At 42.8% G+C, this 21,937-nt stretch carries 13 protein-coding genes; 7 read left to right on the top strand and 6 right to left on the bottom strand.

What is annotated here, in order from left to right:
* Positions 1-621 precede the first annotated feature (621 nt).
* The 4 genes from DW103_RS10340 (at position 622) to DW103_RS10325 (ending at position 5,260) form a co-directional block, all read left to right on the top strand.
* Positions 622-1,971, top strand: a complete 1,350-nt coding sequence (locus DW103_RS10340) for a Gfo/Idh/MocA family protein (RefSeq protein ID WP_122275799.1) — start codon at positions 622-624, stop codon at positions 1,969-1,971.
* 9 nt (positions 1,972-1,980) lie between these two features.
* The gene (locus DW103_RS10335; protein WP_122275797.1) at positions 1,981-2,652 is read left to right on the top strand and encodes a DUF1080 domain-containing protein; all 672 of its coding nucleotides are present in this window, start codon (positions 1,981-1,983) and stop codon (positions 2,650-2,652) included.
* Positions 2,653-2,762: 110 nt separating this feature from the next.
* The gene (locus DW103_RS10330) at positions 2,763-3,947 is read left to right on the top strand and encodes a 6-bladed beta-propeller (RefSeq protein WP_122275795.1); all 1,185 of its coding nucleotides are present in this window, start codon (positions 2,763-2,765) and stop codon (positions 3,945-3,947) included.
* A 26-nt stretch (positions 3,948-3,973) separates the two neighbouring features.
* Positions 3,974-5,260, top strand: coding sequence for a DUF1080 domain-containing protein (locus DW103_RS10325; RefSeq protein ID WP_122275793.1), 1,287 nt, complete (start codon positions 3,974-3,976; stop codon positions 5,258-5,260).
* Between the two features lie 120 nt (positions 5,261-5,380).
* Here DW103_RS10325 and DW103_RS10320 read toward each other — a convergent pair whose 3' ends face one another.
* From DW103_RS10320 to DW103_RS10305, 4 genes are all read right to left on the bottom strand, one after another.
* A complete protein-coding gene (locus DW103_RS10320; RefSeq protein WP_122275791.1) occupies positions 5,381-5,749 on the bottom strand; it encodes a hypothetical protein in 369 nt (122 codons plus the stop codon).
* Between the two features lie 92 nt (positions 5,750-5,841).
* The gene (locus DW103_RS10315) at positions 5,842-8,217 is read right to left on the bottom strand and encodes an alpha-L-rhamnosidase C-terminal domain-containing protein (protein ID WP_122275789.1); all 2,376 of its coding nucleotides are present in this window, start codon (positions 8,215-8,217) and stop codon (positions 5,842-5,844) included.
* Complete coding sequence (locus DW103_RS10310) at positions 8,214-9,818, bottom strand: beta-N-acetylhexosaminidase (protein ID WP_122275787.1); 1,605 nt, start codon at positions 9,816-9,818, stop codon at positions 8,214-8,216. The genes DW103_RS10315 and DW103_RS10310 overlap by 4 nt, the downstream gene beginning before the upstream one ends.
* A gap of 53 nt (positions 9,819-9,871) precedes the next feature.
* A complete protein-coding gene (locus DW103_RS10305) occupies positions 9,872-11,407 on the bottom strand; it encodes a DoxX family membrane protein (RefSeq protein WP_122275785.1) in 1,536 nt (511 codons plus the stop codon).
* Positions 11,408-11,734: 327 nt separating this feature from the next.
* Between DW103_RS10305 and DW103_RS10300 the strand changes: the two genes are divergently transcribed.
* Both DW103_RS10300 and DW103_RS10295 read left to right on the top strand, forming a co-directional pair.
* Complete coding sequence (locus DW103_RS10300) at positions 11,735-14,020, top strand: alpha-L-rhamnosidase C-terminal domain-containing protein (RefSeq protein ID WP_122275783.1); 2,286 nt, start codon at positions 11,735-11,737, stop codon at positions 14,018-14,020.
* A gap of 187 nt (positions 14,021-14,207) precedes the next feature.
* A complete protein-coding gene (locus DW103_RS10295) occupies positions 14,208-17,024 on the top strand; it encodes a TonB-dependent receptor (protein ID WP_122275781.1) in 2,817 nt (938 codons plus the stop codon).
* A gap of 185 nt (positions 17,025-17,209) precedes the next feature.
* Here DW103_RS10295 and DW103_RS10290 read toward each other — a convergent pair whose 3' ends face one another.
* Positions 17,210-17,803 (bottom strand): rhomboid family intramembrane serine protease, encoded by a 594-nt coding sequence (locus DW103_RS10290; RefSeq protein WP_122275778.1) that lies wholly within the window; start codon positions 17,801-17,803, stop codon positions 17,210-17,212.
* Between the two features lie 147 nt (positions 17,804-17,950).
* Here DW103_RS10290 and cls point away from each other — a divergent pair, with 147 nt between their 5' ends.
* Complete coding sequence (gene cls, locus DW103_RS10285; protein ID WP_122275776.1) at positions 17,951-19,396, top strand: cardiolipin synthase; 1,446 nt, start codon at positions 17,951-17,953, stop codon at positions 19,394-19,396.
* Between the two features lie 144 nt (positions 19,397-19,540).
* Here cls and DW103_RS10280 read toward each other — a convergent pair whose 3' ends face one another.
* Entirely contained in the window at positions 19,541-21,910 is a 2,370-nt protein-coding gene (locus DW103_RS10280) for a hypothetical protein (RefSeq protein WP_147381201.1), read from the bottom strand.
* Positions 21,911-21,937: the final 27 nt, after the last annotated feature.

The raw sequence follows: 21,937 nt of genomic DNA, 5'->3' as shown, positions 1-21,937 counted from the left end.
AAACATATAAAACAAATCTTACGGCATTTATTTTTCTTTTTTCATAATTGCGATTTATGTATATTATATGTACGCGAAGAGAGAAAAAAATTAGTCTTACAAAAACTCGGATTATTTACATTATAGTACTTTCCCTCTGTCTCGGCAAATTGACAAGATGTTCTCCATTTCGGTGTTTCACTATCGGATTGATATGTTAAAAAGGGTTACATGTGCGGGTAATTTATTTTACCCGCCATACTAATCCCATTTAGTTGCCTTACTAATGACATTTTGATAGTCAGGAAAACTGACTTCCGGGACTTTCCGTCTACGTTCTTACAGAAACTTTTAAATATGTTTTTGGAGAAAGAATCAAGGTCATGAGCAGAAATAATCAATTAACCCATATCCTGGTACAACATTTGGGAAAAAATATGAATTTAGCCCGTATCCGGTTCCTCTCCCTGATGATTTTAGCACATTACTCGCCATTAAAGATAAAAGGAGTACTCATAGAGAATTTGGTAATTATGTTCTTCCGATACGTTTATCATCTGTTTCCATGCATAAAATCGATTCGGATGCTAATTTATCGTTATATGTTATTACATTTGCAAATAATGATTAAGCTATTAGAAAATGACTATCAGAAGAAACTTCATCAAACAATTAATAGCAGGAGGCATCTTATTGCCTTCTGCTCCTCAAATTCTATTAGGAAAGGATACAGTGACATCTCCTCCTTTGGTATCAAACAAATCGGATGTGAAAGAAATCCGTATTGCACTGATTGGCAAAGGGGGGATGGGTACGGCAGATACTAACACGGCTTTGTCGGTAGAAGGTGTAAAGTTGGTTGCCGTTTGTGATTTATATGATGCCCGTCTGGAATTGGCAAAAAAGCAATGGGGAGACCATATTTTCGTCACAAAAGACTATCAAGACATTCTTAATCGCAAGGATGTGGATGTGGTGTTAATCGGAACACCGGATCATTGGCATCAACCTATCTCCATTGCTGCTATGAAAGCCGGGAAACATGTCTATTGTGAAAAACCGGTGATTCATAAAATCAGTGAAGGGAAAGCATTGATTGATGCACAGCGTGTCAGTGGAACTTATTTTCAGGCAGGAAGCCAAGGTATGGCCTCTTTGGGTAACAGGAAAGCACGGCAATTAGTACAATCGGGAATTATCGGGAAAGTAAACTTCATCGACGGACAATTTACTGCCGGACCCGGAGAGCTAGGACATTATCCCATACCGGAAGATGCCTCTGAAAAAACAATCTGGTGGAAACAATTCATCGGGAATGCCCCTAAGCATGATTTCGACGCACAACGTTTTTTCTATTGGAGAAACTGGAAAGATTACGGGACCGGGATTGCCGGCGACTTATTTGTGCACGTGCTAGCCAGCCTGCATTTCATAACGGATGCCATAGGACCGGAAAAAGTCTACACAACTGGGGATATTCGCTACTATACGGACGGCTACCGGGATACTCCGGACATTATGTTAGGGTATTTCGACTATCCGGACCGGAATAATATCGGAGCATTTACAGTCCAACTAGGTGCTAATTATGTAGATGGTGTTTCCAAAAAATGGGGAAGTATGGACTTCCGTATTGTCGGTTCGGAAGGGACACTGGATGTAGCCTGGGACAAAGTGACTCTGAAAACAGCCCGCCCGATGGATATCCAACGCTTGGAAGCCTTGAATAAGATTGGACAAGGTATCGATACACCTGTCCAAAACACAGACTCTGAGTTTGTTTTCACGGCAGCACAAGGATATAAAGGCGGTCATTACGACCACTTCTATAACTTCTTTACCGGAATACGGAATAAAACGCCACTGGCTGCAGATGTTTTATTCGGCGTACGTTCGGCAGCTCCTGCTTTATTAAGTTATGAGAGCTATATGCGTGGAAAAGCAATTTACTGGGATGCAGAACAATTAAAAGAAACAAAAAAGAAAAAATAATACGGCTCTATGAAAATCTATGGTATTGTAACAACTATACTTTTTGCCTTTAGTTTTTGTGTACAAGGACAAAAACTGAACCAACTGTCCGACAAGGAGGTGAAAGAGGGATATCAACTTCTCTTTGACGGAAAATCCCTTGATAATTGGATTAATAATGCAGACGAATATTTTGTGGAAGACGGATGCATTGTCAAAAAAGCTTCCGGATTCGGTAATTTGTATTCAAAAGAAGAATTTGATAATTTCATTTTACGTTTCGAATTCCAATTAACTCCGGGGGCCAATAATGGATTAGGATTGCGTCACATCGTTATGCCTAAAGAGAAAGGGTATTTAGGGATGGAACTTCAAATTCTGGACAATGAAGATCCTCAATATAAGGACTTGAAGCCCTACCAGTATCATGGTGGTTTATATAATTACGCACCTGCTAAACGGGGATACCTGAAGCCTGTAGGAGAATGGAATGTACAGGAAGTGATTGCCGACGGTGCTACTATTAAAATTATACTGAATGGGACTGTCATTCTTGATGTGAACCTGAAAAAAGAGACACAAGGTATCCCCGCGGAAAAAATACAACCGGGTTTATTACGTTCCAAAGGACATCTTGCATTTCTCGGACACGATTCGGAGGTACGGTTCCGTAATATACGGATTAAGCCGATTGTGAAATAATGTCCCTTCCTTTTTCAACGAAGGAGTAACTAAATAAGGGACAGGCTCCATAAACAAAGCTTGTCTCTTATTTATGTTCCACTGAAATTACTAATTAATAAAATAATATCATGAAATTTATCTTATGCGTCCTAATTGCTGTTTCCGGCATTTTCAACTGCCAGGACATCATTTGCCAAAACAATAAAAAAGAGACCAAAGGGACATCTCACAATGATGTAGTAACAATCCAGCCTCAGGTTGGTTACCAAAAGATGCCAATAGATATTGCCCCTTACTTAGATAGCATACATTATGTAAGGCTTGAGACAACGGATGATGCCTTAATTGGTAATTTAACCAATGTAGAGGTTTATAAAGACAGAATCTATGTTTTGGACGACAAAACTTTATCATTATTCATCTTTGATTTAAACGGGAACTACCTGTCTAAAATACACAGCATCGGAAATGGACCGGAGGAATATATACAATTGGATTATCTCGCCATTGACATGGAACAGGACCAATTGGTTTTAACAGACTTAGGAAGTTTCAATATATTGTATTATACTTTAGATGGGAAATTCATTAAACGCCAAAAAGAATTCTTCAAGTCAATGCCAGGAGGGATGACTCCATTAGACAATAAGAAAACAGCTCGATTTACAGGTTTTGAAAAGACTGAGAAGGCTAAGCACAATCTTGTCATTCGTGATTCCAATATGCAAATAGAGAAATCTTATTATCCTTACATTTGGAATTCCCAGGAACACTTATGGCCGGCAAACACGATAAACGGAAACAATTTCTTACGCAACAACAATAAATACACTTATTTCAGTTCATTAAGCGACACTATTTTTCATATCACATCGAAAGGGCTATTCCCTGAATATCGAGTCGATATGGGGAAATATAGCTTTGATGCCTCCTGCTACACCAAAGATATCGATGATTTAAAGAATTATCTAAAAAATGGTACCTATGCGACTGTCTTTACATTCTTTGAAACGAAGAATTGGGTAATCATTAATTATCACTTGAATAAATATGGATATCCCTTTTACTGTTTCTATCACAAGACCGATGGAAAAACAATATGCGGAAACGAAATAAAAAATCAAGACGTAGATTTCTATCTTGACAATTTAGCCGTTTTCAATGACTTCTTTGTGACTTATACAAGTCCTTCATCTATATTGCATGAAGACAGTCCCATAAACGAGAAAGAACGCAAACAAATAATGAAGCTACGGAAAACTTTGACAGAGGAAGATAATCCGGTACTCATATTCTATAAACTAAAAGATTAATAATAATTTAAACTCATTCTTAAATCATGAACGTAGTGATGACTAAAGTAGCAACAACAGGATTACTTGCGACCTGCGCGATGACATTGACCTTGTTCACATCTTGCGAAACAAAGCAAAACGTGCTAACACCCGAAGAGATTGCCGATGGGTGGCAACTCCTTTTCGACGGACAAACTCTTGACGGCTGGAAAGATTACAATGGAACGACCCTTACCCAACCTTGGCACGTCGTGGACGGTTGCATCCAGGCCAAAGGAGACGGGAGTGATGCCAGCGGATATATCGTGACGGAAAAACAGTATGAAAACTTTGAACTTTCCTGGGACTGGAAACTCTCTAAAGGCGGAAACAGCGGAATGCTGTATCACGTAGTGGAACGCCCTCAATTTGCTGTTCCTTATGTAACCGGTCCGGAATATCAGCTGATAGACGAGCCGAACTTTCCTGAGCCACTGGAAGAATGGCAAAAGCTGGGTGTAGACTATGCCATGCATCTGCCTGACAAAGCAAAAATGAAAGTCAATCCGCAAGGACAGTGGAACAACTCGAAAATTGTATTCGACAATGGTCATGTGGAACACTGGCTGAACGGAGAAAAAATACTGGAATTCGAGGCTTGGACAGACGATTGGCATACAAAGAAAAACAGTGGTAAATGGGCAAATGCGCCCGAATACGGCTTGGCTAAAAAAGGAGTACTTTGCTTGCAAGACCATGGCTATCCAGCTTCCTTCCGCAATATTAAAATCAAAGAGCTCCCGAGAAAGACGAAAGAAGTGGTACTTTTCAACGGTGTAGACTTGAAAGGTTGGGAAGCTTACGGCACAGAACTTTGGTATGTAAAAGACGGTTTGCTGATATGTGAAAGCGGTCCGGATAAAAAATACGGATACCTGGCAACACGCGACTATTATGATGATTTCGACCTGACAGTCGAATTCAAACAGGAAGCAGACGGAAATTCAGGTGTATTCATCCGCTCTTTCGTTGAAAAAGACGTAAAAGTGAACGGTTGGCAGGTAGAGGTTGCTCCCAAAGGATGCGATACCGGCGGTATTTACGAGTCATACGGCCGCGGATGGTTAGTACAAATTCCGGACGAAAAAGAAACGATTCTAAAAGAAGGCGAATGGAACACTATGCGCATCAAAGTACAGGGTGACAACGTACAAACATGGTTGAACGGCCAGGAAATGGTGAACATCAACGATGAAAAGATTGGAGCCGGACAAGGCCGCATCGCCCTACAGATACACGACGGTGGCGGTATCAAAGTTCTTTGGAGAAATCTGAAGTTGAAAACTTTATAATCCGACAGCCTATACATAAAAACAGCTCCCGTCCCCAAAGAGTTGGGTCGGGAGCTGTTTTTTCGGTCGGCAACCTTCATATTCGGTCGACAACCCTATTACCCAGCTTGGCAACGAACCTTATTTGCGGTCACGTCCTCTACGCTGTCCCTGCGGAGGCTGTTGCTTTTCGAGATATTGCTTGTATTGTTCTTCCGTCAATATCTTTTTGATTTCAGCATTCCGTTCGTCACGCATGGTAATCATCTTCTCACGCATTTTCTGACGGTCATCGCCAGCTTCTTTACGCGCTTCCACCATCTTTTCCTGATACTTCTTACTGATTTTACGGAAATCAGCCGCCTGTTTTTTATCAAGCTTCAACTCGGTTATCATCTTCTCCATCCGTTTTGAGGGATCTTCTCTCTTTTCACCACTTTTGCCATTCTGAGCAAAAACTGTCACTGTACTAATCAGGACAACCAAAAGCAATCCTATTACCTTCTTCATAAACTATTACTTTAATTATATAACATAAAAAACTTATCTGTATTTGAAGCACTTCAGAATAATAGACCCGGAAAAAACAAAAAGGTTTAATGCTAATCGATTTTATTTTTCCCGGAAATCAACCTGATTTCTTTTTCACCCCGGAAAAACGTTCCCTGCAAGCCTTCCGGCAAAATTACCGTTCCCACGATTTTATTGCCCGATTTTCTTAAATCGATTTCGATAAGACCGGCCGGATGGGGAACTTTCCCTTTCACCTCTTTCAAATGTCCCAGATGAGGGGCTATACGAACCGAACGGAAACCAGGTTCAGCCGGTTCCACACCGCAGACCGTAGCCAGCATATCATAGACCGGACTCGCGCTCCAAGCATGGCAATCGGAACGGGTCGGTTCCGGATTTTCGGCAAACGTAGTCAATCCAATAGCCAACATATCTTTCCAAGGTTTCAACATATCGGTGTACTGTTCAGCCAATCCTACTTTCTTCAATGCACGGAATAAATAAAAACGATAATAGAATGTTGCCTGAATAAGCGAGGGGTCCGCATCTAATTTCTTAAACAAAGCTTCTTGTTTTTCCTGTGGGACTGCATCAGAAAGGATACCCATTATATTGGCATGCTGGCTATAACTTGTTTGATTCAAATCGTCGGCAAGCATCTGCTTTTGCTCTATCCAACAACGTTTATAGGTATTCGAACAAAGTGTCTGATACAACGATTGATAACGAGCGCCCAACTCCGGTTCGCCGAACCGGTTCAACAACTCGACAGCATCTTTCAATGTATAAGCGAACTGCAAGGAAAGGATAGCGGAACCTCCCGTTATGGCTCCCGGAGGAACACCTCCCAGCGGTTTTTCATTATTCCAAGGCCATTCGCGCGGCCAATCCACAAAGTTCCAATGCGGAACACCTCCCAGCATGCCTGTCTCCGGATTTACCTTATCGGCAAACCATTCCAATACAGTCTTTACACCGGGAATACAGCTTTTGATAAAAGCCTCATCATCACGATGCATCCAGTAATCATGTACCATATTTATCCAATAAAGTGAAAACGGCGGAATATACTGAGGCACGCGACTCGGATAACGACTGACTGTAATCCCTTCACTGGAACGTGAATAATCGAACATTTTAATCGCTTTACGCATCAACCTGTCGTCGCCATCCACATATAAAGAAATGAGTGCCTGAATACGCGTGTCGCCCACATATTGAAGCTGTTCATAATAAGGACAATCAAAATAGGTCTCATTAGCACAAAGCCGGGCCGTCCTCCATCCCACATTCCAAATATCTTTCATCGAAGCATCGTCACTCTCGAAACTTCCGTTTTCAACAAAAGGATAAGCCGTGTACATTCCATACAAATCCAATAGAGTAAGAGGTTCATCTTTCGTTTCAATCTCCATCTGCAGATAACGATATGTGCGGAACCACAAAGGCCGGAACAAGCGGTTCTCTCCGCCATCCGGATAAAATTTATCCACAAAGCCTTGGATGGAGCGCCCCTCAATCTCATTTCTGTTTCCCTTCTGCCCGTCCTTATACAGCGCCTCGCTATAGACCAACCGTATCGAACTACCTTTTCCTCCGGAGACTTTCAGTTCCGGATAGGCATTCGTCAAATAAGTCTGGTCAATCAATACCGAAATTTTCTTCTGCGCAGGAATAGTGACAGGTGCGTTACCTTTCAGGAAAGACGACGGAATTGTTTGTCCTTCCGAACGGCGTACCTCCACCATTCGTAATAAAGTTTCCTCCATCAAAGGAATATCTCTTTTACATAAAACCCAATCATAGCCCGTCCCCACTCCATAGGGTTGTCCCCGACCTAACTGCATAGCCGGTTTCCAGCCGGCATCATCATACGCAGGCGTTTCCCATCCCCACAGATACAATCCGGCTCTCACCTCATCGGCACAGCCTACATCCTGACGATATTCAACCGAAGGAGCATAAGCCTGACTGCGGACAACTTTCCAGGAGCCGTTCGTATTCACCACTTCTTCAGCGGAAGTATTTCCCTGAACTATCAAGCCGGTTTTCAAAGTCATCTGCGCTCCCGGCGTATAAACTCCGGCATTCCAAACTTGGGCAGCCAACACATTTCTACCCGGTTTCAACAACGGAGCAATATCAACGGTTTCGAAGTACCAGTGATTAATATCTCCGCGGGCGGGCCCTACACAAACAGCTTCCCCATTTACATACAAACGGTAACGGTTATCAGCGGACAGATTAATGACAAAAGTAGAAGGCTTTTCACTCAAATCAAAACTTTTACGAAAATGATAGACACCATAATCATAAAGCGACTCCGACGGACAAGCAATCCATTCCGCATGCCATTTGTTTTGCAACCAGACATTCGCCGGTTCCGCAGACATCCGGGAAACTGCATTTGCAGACTGAACAAGCAGACTGCCTACTATTAAAAGATAGATACAGATAGTTTTCATAAACCTTTATTTACTTCGCCGTAAACAATACCTTCTGCAGACCATTTCTGCAGGAAAAAGTCCAGTGAATTCAAGAAACGAGCGTAATCCTTATTAACAACATCTGTCCAACCAGTTTCAGCATAAGCTGCCAAACGGGGATAAATCTTCAGGTTCATACTTTCGACTGTCGGGATAAATTCGCCCCACATCTGGCAACCCAATCCCAAAACTTTATTCTTTTGTGCATCCGTCAACCCATCGGGTATCGGATTAAAATTATAGGCAGCTTTCAAAGGAATCGCATCATACGTATAATCCAGATATGTGTATTGATGATTGGAATTAACAACGTCATACCCCTGTTCAATCGTTTGCTTTACCAACGAAATATCTCCTTTCCAAAAATGGACAATTGTTCCGGGAGCTAACTTTTGCTTTACATCCGTATCGGACGCGGCCTGGTACTCATGCAATTTTGCTCCTGTAATCTCATTCCATCCCATCATCCGTCGACCTTTGGAAGCCAACAAGTTCGAAATATTATTGGTAAAGAACACTTGCAATTCAGCAGGAGTTTTCAGCTGGTTTGTAGCCATGTATGACTGTATGACAGGCGATTCCTTCCATTGATTATAACGTACCTCATCCCCTCCTATATGAAATACCGGAGCAGGAAACAAAGCGATAACTTCGTCCATCACATCTTCCAAGAACTCGATTACACGCGGGTCTGCGACATTATACACATCATACTGTACTCCAAAACGGCAAGAAACGTTTATCTGTTTACCGCTTGTCCCCAACCAAGGATAAGAAGCAACAGCCGCACTGGCATGCCCCGGCATTTCAATTTCCGGAACCACCATTATATGACGTTTAGCCGCATAATCCACCACTTCCTTTATTTGCTCCTGCGTATAAAAACCTCCATGCCGCTTACCATCGAATACATTACTTCCAAAATGATTAATCTCTGAAGAGTCACGAAACGCCCCTATTTCCGTCAGTTTCGGATATTTCTTTATCTCGATACGCCAACCTTGGTCTTCCGTCAGATGCCAATGAAAGACATTCATTTTCAACTCGGCCATCCGATCCAAAAGATTTAACACCACCTCTTTTCCTTTGAAATAACGCCCTTCATCCAACATAAAGGCACGCCAGGAAAAGGCAGGATAATCCGTTACAACTGCTTTTTGAACAGCCAATTTTCCATCTTTTTCTTTGATAATCTGACGCAGCGTCTGGACACCGTTCAATATGCCCACCGGAGTATTCGCCTGAATCGAAATCTTACCGGAAGCAGCTTCCAATATATAACCCTCCTTTTTGTCCGATAGCACGGTAGGGTCAAGCTGCAACAAGATATCAGCCTTATCCGCCCCCTCTCTTAACTGTACATCCAAAGAAAAATCCGATGACAGATAGGATTGCAGGAGCTGGGCTTCATTTGCCAATTCCGCCGGATACCCCACAACCGGTTTTGCTTTCAACTTGACCACACCGGGAGTATAGGTTATCGACGATGGTTGCGGAATAATCGCAAACTCTTCTATTGGAGAATCTTGGCAAGCCCAAAGAAGAATAAGGCAAAAAGAAAGAAAATAGTTTGTCTTCATTACATTTAGAATTTAAGTTAAAGAATAAAGCATTTATTTGTGAATTCAGACTATCAACATCTCCACGGACGTTGCCTGTTCAAAGGCTGAGACAAAATATCGGAGGCTATATTCACATCATCCACAATCTGGAAGTCATACATCCCCACGCAAATAAAATCGGCACCACCTTCGAAGGCATATTTAAATCCTTCTTTCGGGTGAATAGCCCCGGCAGCCAATACTTTGAAAGCAATCCAAGGCTGTTCAAGCCCATTCATATAAGCGATTGTTTCTTCCGGATTCGTACACCAGATGTTATCATGTTGCTCTGCCGGTTTTGCAGACCAGTAATTCGTGTGATGCAATGTTTTCACCCAATAATCAGGTTTCAAGCCAATGTCGACACAACGCTTGATAACTTCCAGGGAATGTGCCCCGATACCGGCGGGAACTCCTTGCTTGCGTATTTTCTCAAGCCATTCGCCTACCACTTCAAAGCTTCCGCCTTCACGCAGTATCTTTTCCGTTATCTCTCCCTGGATATAACAAGCAGCCGCACCGGAGTCGATAGACACCTGGATTCCTTTTTCCACATCCCCTACTCCTGCACAATCGGAAATAAATTGCAGCTTTCCACGGGTTTCTTTCCAGTAAGCATTGATAAGAGGAGTCAAAGAGGTGTTCAGAATGATACAATTCATACCGCATTGTTCCCCTAATTGAAACGTTTCAAACACTTTCTGCTGTGTGTGATATTTCTTTACCAAGTCCGGCACATAAATTAAATCGCGCGAATGTGCCCAACCACCAATCAGGTTACATCCCATAAACATGCGGCTCAATTCCACATTTCCTATTTTCGCATACGGCAATGTACCTTTCAGGTCTTCTAAATTCGAAAAACTAAAAGTTCGGGTAGTAGCACCGGAAATAGCATCGATAGCTACTCCTTGTTTAAACGTTTTTGCTTTCACCGCACTCCACGTAAATATTCCGGCAAAAGGCAAAGAGATAAGATTGTATAGAAAATTACGCCGTTCCAGAGTCTCTTTCTGTTCGCGAGCAGCCATCTGGCAAGGATATTCATGCGGGGAAGTCTCGCTCTTTCCTCCTTTACGGGATAATTTTGCAGCCAGCTTTTTCACGGTGTTCCAATCAACCAGCGAGATGGACGGTAAATAAGCCAAAATGATTAAAGCAATCATCTCTATCAGATTTTTATCTATAATCATATAGGTACCTTCCTTCATGGAATCCGGAAGAGTGAAAGGCGGGTTTGCCACATAATACAATAACAACAGGCACGCACCTGCAATACTTGCCAAACGGGTAAACAAACCGAACATCAGGGCAAGACCAATCAATATCAATCCCCAGATATTACAAAAGTTCACGATAGAAAGTACTGTCGCATTTTCGGCCATCGCATGGAAAACACCAGAGAATATCCAGTCGGAATACAATAAATAACTGGCTGCACTCCAAGTCGGGTCAAGTAATTTAATTATTCCTTCATATAAGAAATGCCAACCTATCAATATGCGTAATAATAATACCAACAATAATTGGGTATTGCTGAAAATGATTTTAGAAGTAAGTTTTTTCATCCATATATCTATTTAATTAATAATATCAGACCGAAAGAATCTCACAATAAGCATCTCACACATCCGGCTAAACCGAGAGTATCCGAAACAAATATACGCTTTTTTTCGGGATAATACCAATTTGTATCAAAATCTCTTCTTTTTTAATCAAATCGATATGTGAAAAAATATTACCCGTGCGGGTAAATCGTTTTACATGCGGTAGTAATCCGATTTAGTTGCTATTTTAATAGCATTTTGATAATTGGGAATTTTCCTTTTCCGGGTATCATTTTCTTGATTCATTAAAAGTTGCTATATTTACACAATTCATTTTAATCACATGGCATGATAACACATAAATTACGCAAGTTTTCATTCTTTCTTTCAATCATTTGTACTAGTTTACTGGTACAGGCTTCGGGACAAAAACCTTCCGGGTTATTAACTGATTTGATTGAACATAGCGAGCGAACCTGGATAAACGGTTTTCTGTCCAACATTCCCGTCTGGGAAACAGACGAAATGATTGAACCATTTGAATATGTGCAAATCCGTTCCACTCATCCTTCATTCAGTTGGATTGTTCCGGGAGAAAGACAAAATACTTTCCAGACAGCTTACCGGATTATCGTATCCGACAATTATACGGAGGCAGTTTCCGGAAACGGCAATGTTTGGGATAGCGGATTGGTAAAAGATAAAAAATCGACCGCCGTTCTCTACGGAGGAGCAGCCTTACAAGCAAACAAGCTCTACTTCTGGCGGGTAAAAACCGTTACCGATACGGAAGGCGAAAGCGAATGGTCGGACATAAAAGCTTTCCGGACAGCACCTTCCCTTTCGGAATATGCAGCCACTCATTATCCACAGGTAAAAACAACGGATTATCCGGTTTCCATCCGGTCGGTGGCAAAAGATGTCTGTTTGGCCGACTTTGGGAAAGATGCTTTCGGACAATTATTGTTGACGCTGACCTCCTCTTCAGAAAACGATACGGTAACCGTACATCTGGGTGAATGCTTGGATAAAGGCCGTATCAACCGCAAGCCGGGAGGAACCATCCGTTACCACCGTTACCCGCTGGCCTTGCTGAAAGGGACACATACATACCGCATTAAAATAGCAAAAGACAGACGGAATACAGGCAAAACAGCTGTGTTAATTCCGGCCTACGTCGGCGAAGTCGTCCCTTTCCGTTTTTGCGAAATCGAGGGATACAGCTCTGTCCTGAAACAAGAGAATGTTGCCCGCGAATATATTCATTATCCGTTCGACGAAACAGCTTCCTCATTCCATTGCAGCAATGACACGCTTAATCAAATATGGGATTTATGTAAATATTCCATCAAAGCAACCTCTTTTGCCGGTATTTATGTGGATGGAGACCGGGAACGTATTCCCTATGAGGCAGATGCCCTTATCAACCAACTGAGCCATTATGGAGTAGACCGGGAATACTCGCTGGCGCGCCGCTCGTACGAATATTTACTGAATTATCCAACTTGGCCGACAGAATGGATTCTGCAGGCTATTCTCATTGCCTGGAATGATTATCTGTATACGGGCGACAACCGTTCGTTGAAAGCAACTTATGAACAGCTAAAGCCCCGTACTTTGATGCAGTTGAAAGAGAAGAATGGACTCATCAGTACAACAACCGGGCTTCAGACTCCTGAATTTCAGGCTTCTATCCGTTTTAACGACAAAATCAAAGATATAGTAGACTGGCCGCATACCGGAATATTAGGCTTAAACAACGAAGAGGGCGGCGAAACGGATGGCTTCGTCTTCACGGACTACAACGTCGTAACAAATGCCTACCATTATGAAGCGCTGAAACAAATGGCCGCCATCGCCCAAGTAATCGGAGAAACAAATGATGCGGACTACTATATGCAGCAAGCTGAAAGATGCAAAAAACAATTCAACCAGTCATTTTTCAATCAGAAAAAAGGAGTTTACCGGGATGGCATTTCAACCGAACATGCCTCTTTGCATGGAAATATGTTCCCGTTGGCTTTCGATATAGTGCCGGACAAAAATAAAAAAACAGTATTAAGTTTTATCGAAACCCGGAATATGGCGTGCAGCGTGTACGGTTCCCAATTCCTGATGGACGCACTTTACAATGCGGGAGGTGGCGACTATGCGTTGCAGATGTTGACGAAAACGGACGACCGGAGCTGGTATAATATGATTCGTGTAGGTTCCACAATTTCATTGGAAGCCTGGGACAATAAATATAAACCCAACCAAGACTGGAATCATGCCTGGGGAAGCGCGCCAGCCAACATCATTCCCCGGAAATTGATGGGAATCGAACCGCTCAGTCCGGCATTCGAGACATTCCGTATCAAACCTCAACCGTCCACATTGGAAGAAGCATCCATAAAAATGCCCACTATACGGGGAGAGATACAAGTTGCGTTTACAAGCAATCCGGACAATTTCGTACTATCTGCCACTATCCCAGCCAACACACAGGCCGACATTTATCTGCCGGTAAAGGGAAAAGTTAAAAGCGTAACGATAAACGGCGACAAAGTGACAAAACTCAAACAAGCGGACGGATATGTTATTCTGGAGAAGATTGGTTCCGGCAATTATCGGTTCGAAGTAAAAATAAGATAAACAGAAAAGTCTGCGCAAAACGCGGGTAATCTTTCAAACAGCATGAATATCAAGCAGCAAAAGAGCTTTCACTGTTCGTCTTTATTTTTGTTAATAATACAAAATCAAGTCACACATTATTAAACTTCTGTCTTTTTCCCTTGTCTATCTTTTCGTACTTAATACTTGGAAAGATAAAATAAAAGTTATGAAATTGGGAAGATGTTTATTGATGTTGTTCCTTATCCTTCTGGCGATACCTACGTATGCGCAACAAGAAGGCGTTAATATAACGGGAACTGTGGTTGAGGAAGGTACGGACGAGCCTATCGTACAGGCTACGGTTCGTCTACTGAGTGTGAAAGACAGTACAATGGTCGGAGGAGTTGCCAGTTCGCGCGATGGGAATTTCACGCTGAAAAATGTAAAAGCTGGCAACTATTTATTGCATATTTCTTATATCGGTTTCGACCCGCTTTACCAACCGCTACGTATCACGGGGAAAAGCAATCCGGTAAAATTAGGCAAACTTGAACTAAGCGACGGAACCTATCAATTAGATGAAGCTGTCATCACAGGAAAAGCTCCCGAAGTGACTGTACGTAACGACACGATGGAGTACAATGCCGACTCCTATAAAGTAACCGAAGGCTCCATGCTCGAAGATTTGCTGAAAAAGATGCCGGGTGTCGAAATAGACAGCGATGGAAAAATCACCGTGAACGGTAAAGAAATCAAGAAAATCATGGTAGACGGCAAGGAGTTCTTCTCCGATGACCCAAAAGTGGCATCCAAAAATCTCCCTTCCAAAATGATTGACAAAGTCCAGGTTCTGGACAAGTTGAGCGATATGGCCAAAATGACCGGTTTCGACGATGGGGAGGAAGAAACCGTTATCAACCTGACAGTCAAGCCGGGGATGAAACAAGGATGGTTTGGCAATGCCTTCGCCGGATACGGAAGTGAAGACAGGTACGAAGCCAATGCAATGGTAAACCGTTTCATCAATAACGACCAGATTACATTTATGGCGGGAGCCAACAACACCAACAATATGGGTTTCTCCGATCTTGGTTCCAGTATGTTCCAGGGAATGGGCGGACAACGCGGAGGACGTTCGAGGGGAGCCGGAAACGGTATCACTTCTTCCGGCAATGCGGGCTTAAACTTCAGTAAGGAATTTAAACCAGAAGTGATGACACTTGGCGGTAATGTGCGTTACTCGCATTCCGACAACGATGCACAAAGTAAAAGTAACAGACAGAACATTCTGCCAAACGACAGTTCTTCTTACTATAACGAACAAAACGGTAGCAGTACGCGAAACGACAATATCGGTGCAGATTTCCGCATGGAATGGAAGCCGGATACGATGACACAAATCATTTTCCGTCCTAGTTTCAGCTATAGCAATAGCCACAACCGGGAAAACAGCATGTTTAATACTTTGGCGGGAAACAGAGATACGGTCAACATTGGAGAATCCAATTACGCTTCAGACGGTGAAGGCTATAACCTGAATGCCCAACTGGAATTCAGCCGTCGGTTGAACAGCGAAGGACGTACGTTCAGCGGTTCGTTGTCGGGTGGATATAACGACTCCTACAATAAAGGATTGAACTACTCCAATACGCAATATCTGTTAGCCTCCGAAGCAAATAATAACGAACTGGTAGACCAACGTTTCCGCTACGACAATTCCGGCTTCAACTACCGCGCTTATTTGTCGTGGGTCGAGCCTATCGGACACAACAATTTTATCCAGGCGACCTACAGTATCAGCCAGAATAAACAGGAGTCCTTGAAAAACTCCTACACGCGGGAAGAAGGAAGTGAGGAATACAATCAGTTGGATACAGCTTACAGCAAAAGTTATCGCAACAACTTCATTTCCCAACAAGCCAGTTTAGCTTTCAAGGCAGTACGTGAAAAATATGATTATACAATCGGTATGACGGTCGACCCGTCGCACAGCACAAGCGAGAACTTCGTCGGCGACAGCGTTCTTTCCAAATTGAGCCGCAACGTAGTAAACTTGTCTCCGATGGTTCGGTTTAACTATAAGTTCGACAAACGAAGCAACCTCCGTATCAATTACCGCGGACGTACAAGCCAGCCGAGCATGACGCAATTGCAGCCGGTAGCCGACATATCCGACCCGTTGAACGTGACTATCGGTAATCCGGACTTGAAACCGACGTACACCAACGATTTGTCCGTGCGTTTCCAGAAGTTCATTCCGGAAAGACAAACAGCTCTTATGTTTATGATGAACTTCGGCTATGTAATAAACGATATTGTCAACAAATCGACTTACGAAGAAGGCACTGGCCGTCAGATAAGATCTTATGAAAATGTAAACGGCAATTATAACGGCAACGCACGTTTAATGTTCAACACCCCTTTGAAAAACAAAAAATTCTCCGTCAACTCCATGACGATGGGGTCGTATGCCAACAGCAATGGTTTCATCAACAGCGAAAAGAATACCAACAAGAACATCGTCCTCATGGAACGTGCCGGCATCGACTTCCGTTCCGATTATCTGGACCTCGGCGTAAACGGGAACATCCGTTACAACGGTACGAACAACTCGCTGCAAGGACAAAAGGACCAGAACGTGTTCAATTACGGAGTCGGAGGGAATACGACTATCTACTTGCCGTATAACTTCAAAATCGAAAGTGATGTAAACTGGTCGACCAACTCCGGTTATACCGATGGATTCAAGCAAAACGAAGTTCTTTGGAACGCTTCCGCATCCAAATCTTTCCTGAAAGGGAACCAAGCTACCATTCGCTTTAAGTTTTACGACATTCTGCAACAACGTAGCAATATCTCCCGTAACGTAACAGCCAGCTACACCCAGGATAGCGAATACAATACGTTGAGCAGCTACTTTATGGTACACTTCATCTATCGCTTCAGTATCTTCAAGGGAGGAGCATCAGCGAGCGATGTAGAAGGTCCGGACAGAGGCCCGGGACATGGCCGTATGGGTCCACCTCCGGGAGGTAGATTTTAAACAGACCGATGAGAAATAAAAAGCAACCGCATGTTTGAATGAATGCATTCCATGCTATTTTCAGAAAGGTGTACACTTTTTCAATTTTAGGTGTACACCTTTTGAGGTTTTGATATACATATCTTTCAATTTAGGCATACACATCCTTTAATATATCAGGATGTTTCCGGGAAACCAATCTGATTTTAGAAAAAAGAAAGAAACCTTTGTATCAAGGAAGGGTCGAGGAATATCGGATACAGAAAGCCATACAAGGCTCCGTAGAAGTGAGCGTTATGATTGATGTTGTCTCCCACCCGCTTTGCCATATACTGGCAATAAGCCAGATAAAGGACTCCGAAAATAATCCCCGGTATGGGAAGAATCGCAAAAAACAATATCTTTCCCCACGGGTCAAAGAAGATAGAAGTAAACAGAACTGCAGAAACAGCCCCGGAAGCACCTATCGACATATAGTACGGATTATTGCGCCGCCTGATTAAATCGTAAAGGGAAGCGGCAATCATTCCGCCGAAATATAATCCCAGATAAGCGAACTTTCCGAAACCGACATAAGGAAACAGTTTCTCCATATAAAGGCCGAACGACCAAAAGGTAAACATATTAACCAGCAAATGCGTCATATCCGCATGTACGAAACCGTGTGTGATTAACCGGTACCATTCGTTATCCCGGACGGTACGATAAGGAATAAAAGCCAGTTTCCGAAAAAGACTTTCGTTCTGGAAGCAAAGGTAGGAAACGACAACCGTTACTCCGATAATCAGATAAGTAATCATACGTTTTTTTTCTTTTTAATCGGACAAAAGTAATAAAGATTGAACAAACCTGTGGCCATACGGTTTATCAAAAAGGACATTTAAGCTTGCTAATATCAAATCTGCTTCTTATCTTTACATTTTATAACAAACAGGACGATAAACAGGATGCTGGCAGCCATACACATACATATACAATGGATAGTCGGTACAATATTTATTATATTGTATTCTGTCACTATCCTCGGATTAGTGTTGGTTATCATTACCGAAAACAGAAATCCGTTGAAAACCATCCCATGGGTAATCGTTCTTTTGCTTGCCCCGGGTATCGGACTTTTATTTTATTTCTTCTTCGGGCAGGATAACCGGAAACTGCGAATCATCTCCCGACGCACATATAAAAGGATAATGAAACGTCCGCAGGAAGGGAAACTGCCACAAGACAGTTGTAGTGTACCAGCTCCTTATCAGCCGTTGGTAACTTTGTTGTCCAACAGTAACCAATCGTCCCTGCTTTATGGCAGCGACATTACAATCTACACAAACGGTCCGGATAAGTTTCACGATTTAATACAGGAGATAAAAAAAGCAACCCACCATATTCATCTCCAATATTACATTTTTTGTGACGACGAAATCGGTAATCAAATAAAGAAACTGTTAATAGAAAAAGCAAAAGCCGGTGTACAAGTACGTGTCCTGTATGATGATGTCGGTTGCTGGAAGGTAAAAAACAGATTCTTTAACGAGATGAGGGAGAACGGCATAGAGGTATACGCTTTCCTGAAAGTTGCTTTTCCTATCCTTACCAGTAAAGTAAACTACCGGAACCACCGGAAGATTGTTGTCATTGACGGGAAAGTCGGATTTATGGGAGGAATGAATATTGCCGACCGGTACAACAAAGGCACGGACTGGGGCACTTGGCGAGATACACATTTCAAGATTGTCGGAAGAGGCGTACATGGTTTGCAGGCTGCATTCCTGATAGACTGGTATGTCGTCAGCAAGAAACTTCTCAACGAAAAAATTTACTATCCCCCTCTTCCTATCTATAGCGAAGATAATATCATGCAGATTGCCACCAGCGGCCCGGTCGGACAATGGCGAACCCTGTTGCAAGCCACCGTCTTCACGATTGCCAACGCTAAAAAGTATATCTTTATCCAGACTCCTTATTTCTTACCTACGGAAGGAATCAACCAGGCATTGCAAACAGCGGCTTTAGGAGGTGTGGATGTAAGACTGATGCTGCCTAAACGCTCGGATACCCGGACTGCCAACATGGCGACTCACTCCTTTATTGACGAAATGGTAAAAGCCGGGGTAAAGGTATATTTCTACAAACCGGGATTCCTACATTCCAAACTACTGGTGACTGATGATGAACTAACTTGCATCGGTTCCGCCAACATGGATTTCCGTAGTTTCGAACATAATTTCGAAATCAATTCGTTCGTTTATCAACCATCCTTTGCCCATCAAATGAGAAAAGTCTTTCTGCACGATATGCACAACTGCGAACGACTGGTTCCTTCACGCTGGCTGAGACGTCCGCGAAAACAACGTATAGCAGAATCATTTATGCGTTTGTTTTCTCCTCTTCTTTAATAAAAATAATAACAAACAGATGCCAGAAGCATCAAGTGAAAAATCCCTTTGAAATTCGTTATTGAAGGTAAAGAGTATCACGGAATTGCCGTGGGAGTTTATCGGGTTGGGATAGAGTGACAGTGTAGTTCCCCTGCGGAAATTTTACCGATTGACTGTGGAGCTTATATCCTGTCCCCAGTTTGCCGACTGTACGTGTGAATAAATATCATTATAATATTTACGATCTTCCCAACTCATCTTCTCGACTTCTTCCATATTCGGTGTGCCAAAGGCATCTTTGAAGCGGAACATCGGGTCAAGATGTGCGGCATAATTCCAGTTGAGACAGGTAAACGCCCCATTTTCGCGCCTAAGCCCACTCACATTGAAGACCTCCATTTGTAATCCCCTTTGCTGCCCGGGGAAAAGAGATTGATCCCAGTTCATGGACTGTTTGGAATTATGGGCAGAGATACGTGCTACTTTCAGGTAATGTTCATTGCCGGTTTCCAGGTAGAGGCGATAAAACGCAAAGGAACTCCATGCAAATCCGAGGTCTGCTCCCGCATGTCCCATGGCAATAATGTGTTGTCCCACAATGCTACGGTCTCTTGGGTATTTCGTGGGACGGTTACCCTTATCATTTTCAACGGGTATCTCCATGCAATGAACCCAACTTTCCGTATAAGTAGCAGCTTGTTCGGCCGCCGTCAGCCATTTAGCATCTTTCGTCAGGTCGTAAAGAGCCAGGAATCCGTTGAGAGCCATTTGGCCTGATTCGCTGTCATACGTCTGGGGATTATCAATCACACAGGAAACATAAGTATAGGTGTTATGTATATTCTTATAGCAAAAATCGCCTGCCTTTTCAGCAGCTTCCCTATACTTATTATCACCGGGACTATCCGCTTGTGCTGCGATATGAAGTTCCACAAGATAACGGACCGCACAAATTGTCAGAAACTTATTTGAATTCGTAACCGGATGTTTTCCCTGAGCATTTATGACCTTATGATTATAAGAAAAATAATAGCTTCCATCTTCGTTCTGGTTGTCTATAAGCCAGTCGCCATATCTTTTGCAGGCTTCCAGCCATTCAGGTTTTTCGATGCCACTACGTTTGGCAAACGCCCAAGCGGCAATCAGGCTTTCCATGCCTCCTGTATTAACACGCAGGTTGCTTCCGTCGCGGAAAGTGCCGGTCTTTCCCCACCAACCCGGATCATACCAATCACGTGGTAATCCTAAAGATGTCTGGCTTTTGGATGCCCAGAAGTTCAACACGGCTTCCCCTTTTTTTATCATATCGTTATTACCGGTTTCCACTCCTTCCCGATAGATATAATATCCGGTTGCAACCTGCATGCCTACAAATCCCATTTGGTAATCATAGTTCCTGGGTTTAAAAGTGGTGAGGTCTACCTCGAAAGGCCAACCCGCTGCATCGTACTTACCTCCCATGCTCGTGTCTTCCCCATAATAATACATTAAAGTTTCGATGATACCATGATAGGTTACATCGAGATTGACCGGATAAATAGTCGGATTGTATAATTCGAAAGCATGTCCCCATGAGTCTTTCACTGCCGTAGCATAGTCATTTACACTTGAGAAACAAAGTTCCAGATTATATTCATGCACTAAATCATCTTGTACGGGATGATGGCGTGGGCCGCGTCCCCCTCGTCTCCCGGCCTCCGAACCGGGGTATATGAAATTCGTATAAATCACGTTATTTTCTCTCTTTATTCCCAATGAACCGAACTGATAATCAGCACCAGTGTCAATCCCGTTTCCATCGGCGATAACCGTTTCGCATTTGGAATCTTTATGAATGATTGAAAGGGTGAAATTCGTTCTTGGATTGCGAAACATAACAAGAGGCAATGTAATCCTGTCTTCCCGATAATAAAAATAGGTATCGTTGACCTGCGGGATATGCTTCGGAATATTCCCGGTTACAGTGAAATTACCTTTATACCATACGGCAGGTATAAAATATTCGTTCCGGGTAAGATTCGTCGCTTGCTCGTCAGTACGAAAACCGAAAAAGGAGTTGAAGAAACAATCGCCTGCTTTGGAGTTTGATAATTGGATTTTGCGCTGAAGCTCAATGATTCCGTTGCCTTTGGCAATATATATATCAGAAACATTAAAGTTCGTCCCCAAGCTTGTCGTGAGCAATGCCTGACAGGTAAGCGTATTGCCATTAAGCTCACACGAGCTATAGTTTCCCGAAAGCTCCTTTGAGCCGGCTAATTCCAGAAAAATCGTGGCATCCGGGTTGATTGTGGGTATCGGGGTTCCCTGATAAGAAAAATTTAATTTATAGAGCCCTTCATCCACGGCTTTCACCGTTATTGATACATCGCCGGAAACCAAGACGGTACCATCATTTGCAAACAGAGAACAAGGCATTACTAAAATGAAGATTGAGAAAATGCGGATGACATCAGTCTGAACGACAACTCTGTTTAATGAGAAAACACTCATTAACGACATTAGCAACCTGCGAAAAGATAATTTATTCATAATATTGATATTAGTATCATAAAAACA

The sequence above is a fragment of the Parabacteroides sp. AM08-6 genome, assembly GCF_003473295.1.
Lineage (GTDB): Bacteria > Bacteroidota > Bacteroidia > Bacteroidales > Tannerellaceae > Parabacteroides.
This window is presented reverse-complemented; position numbering and strand designations above follow the sequence as displayed.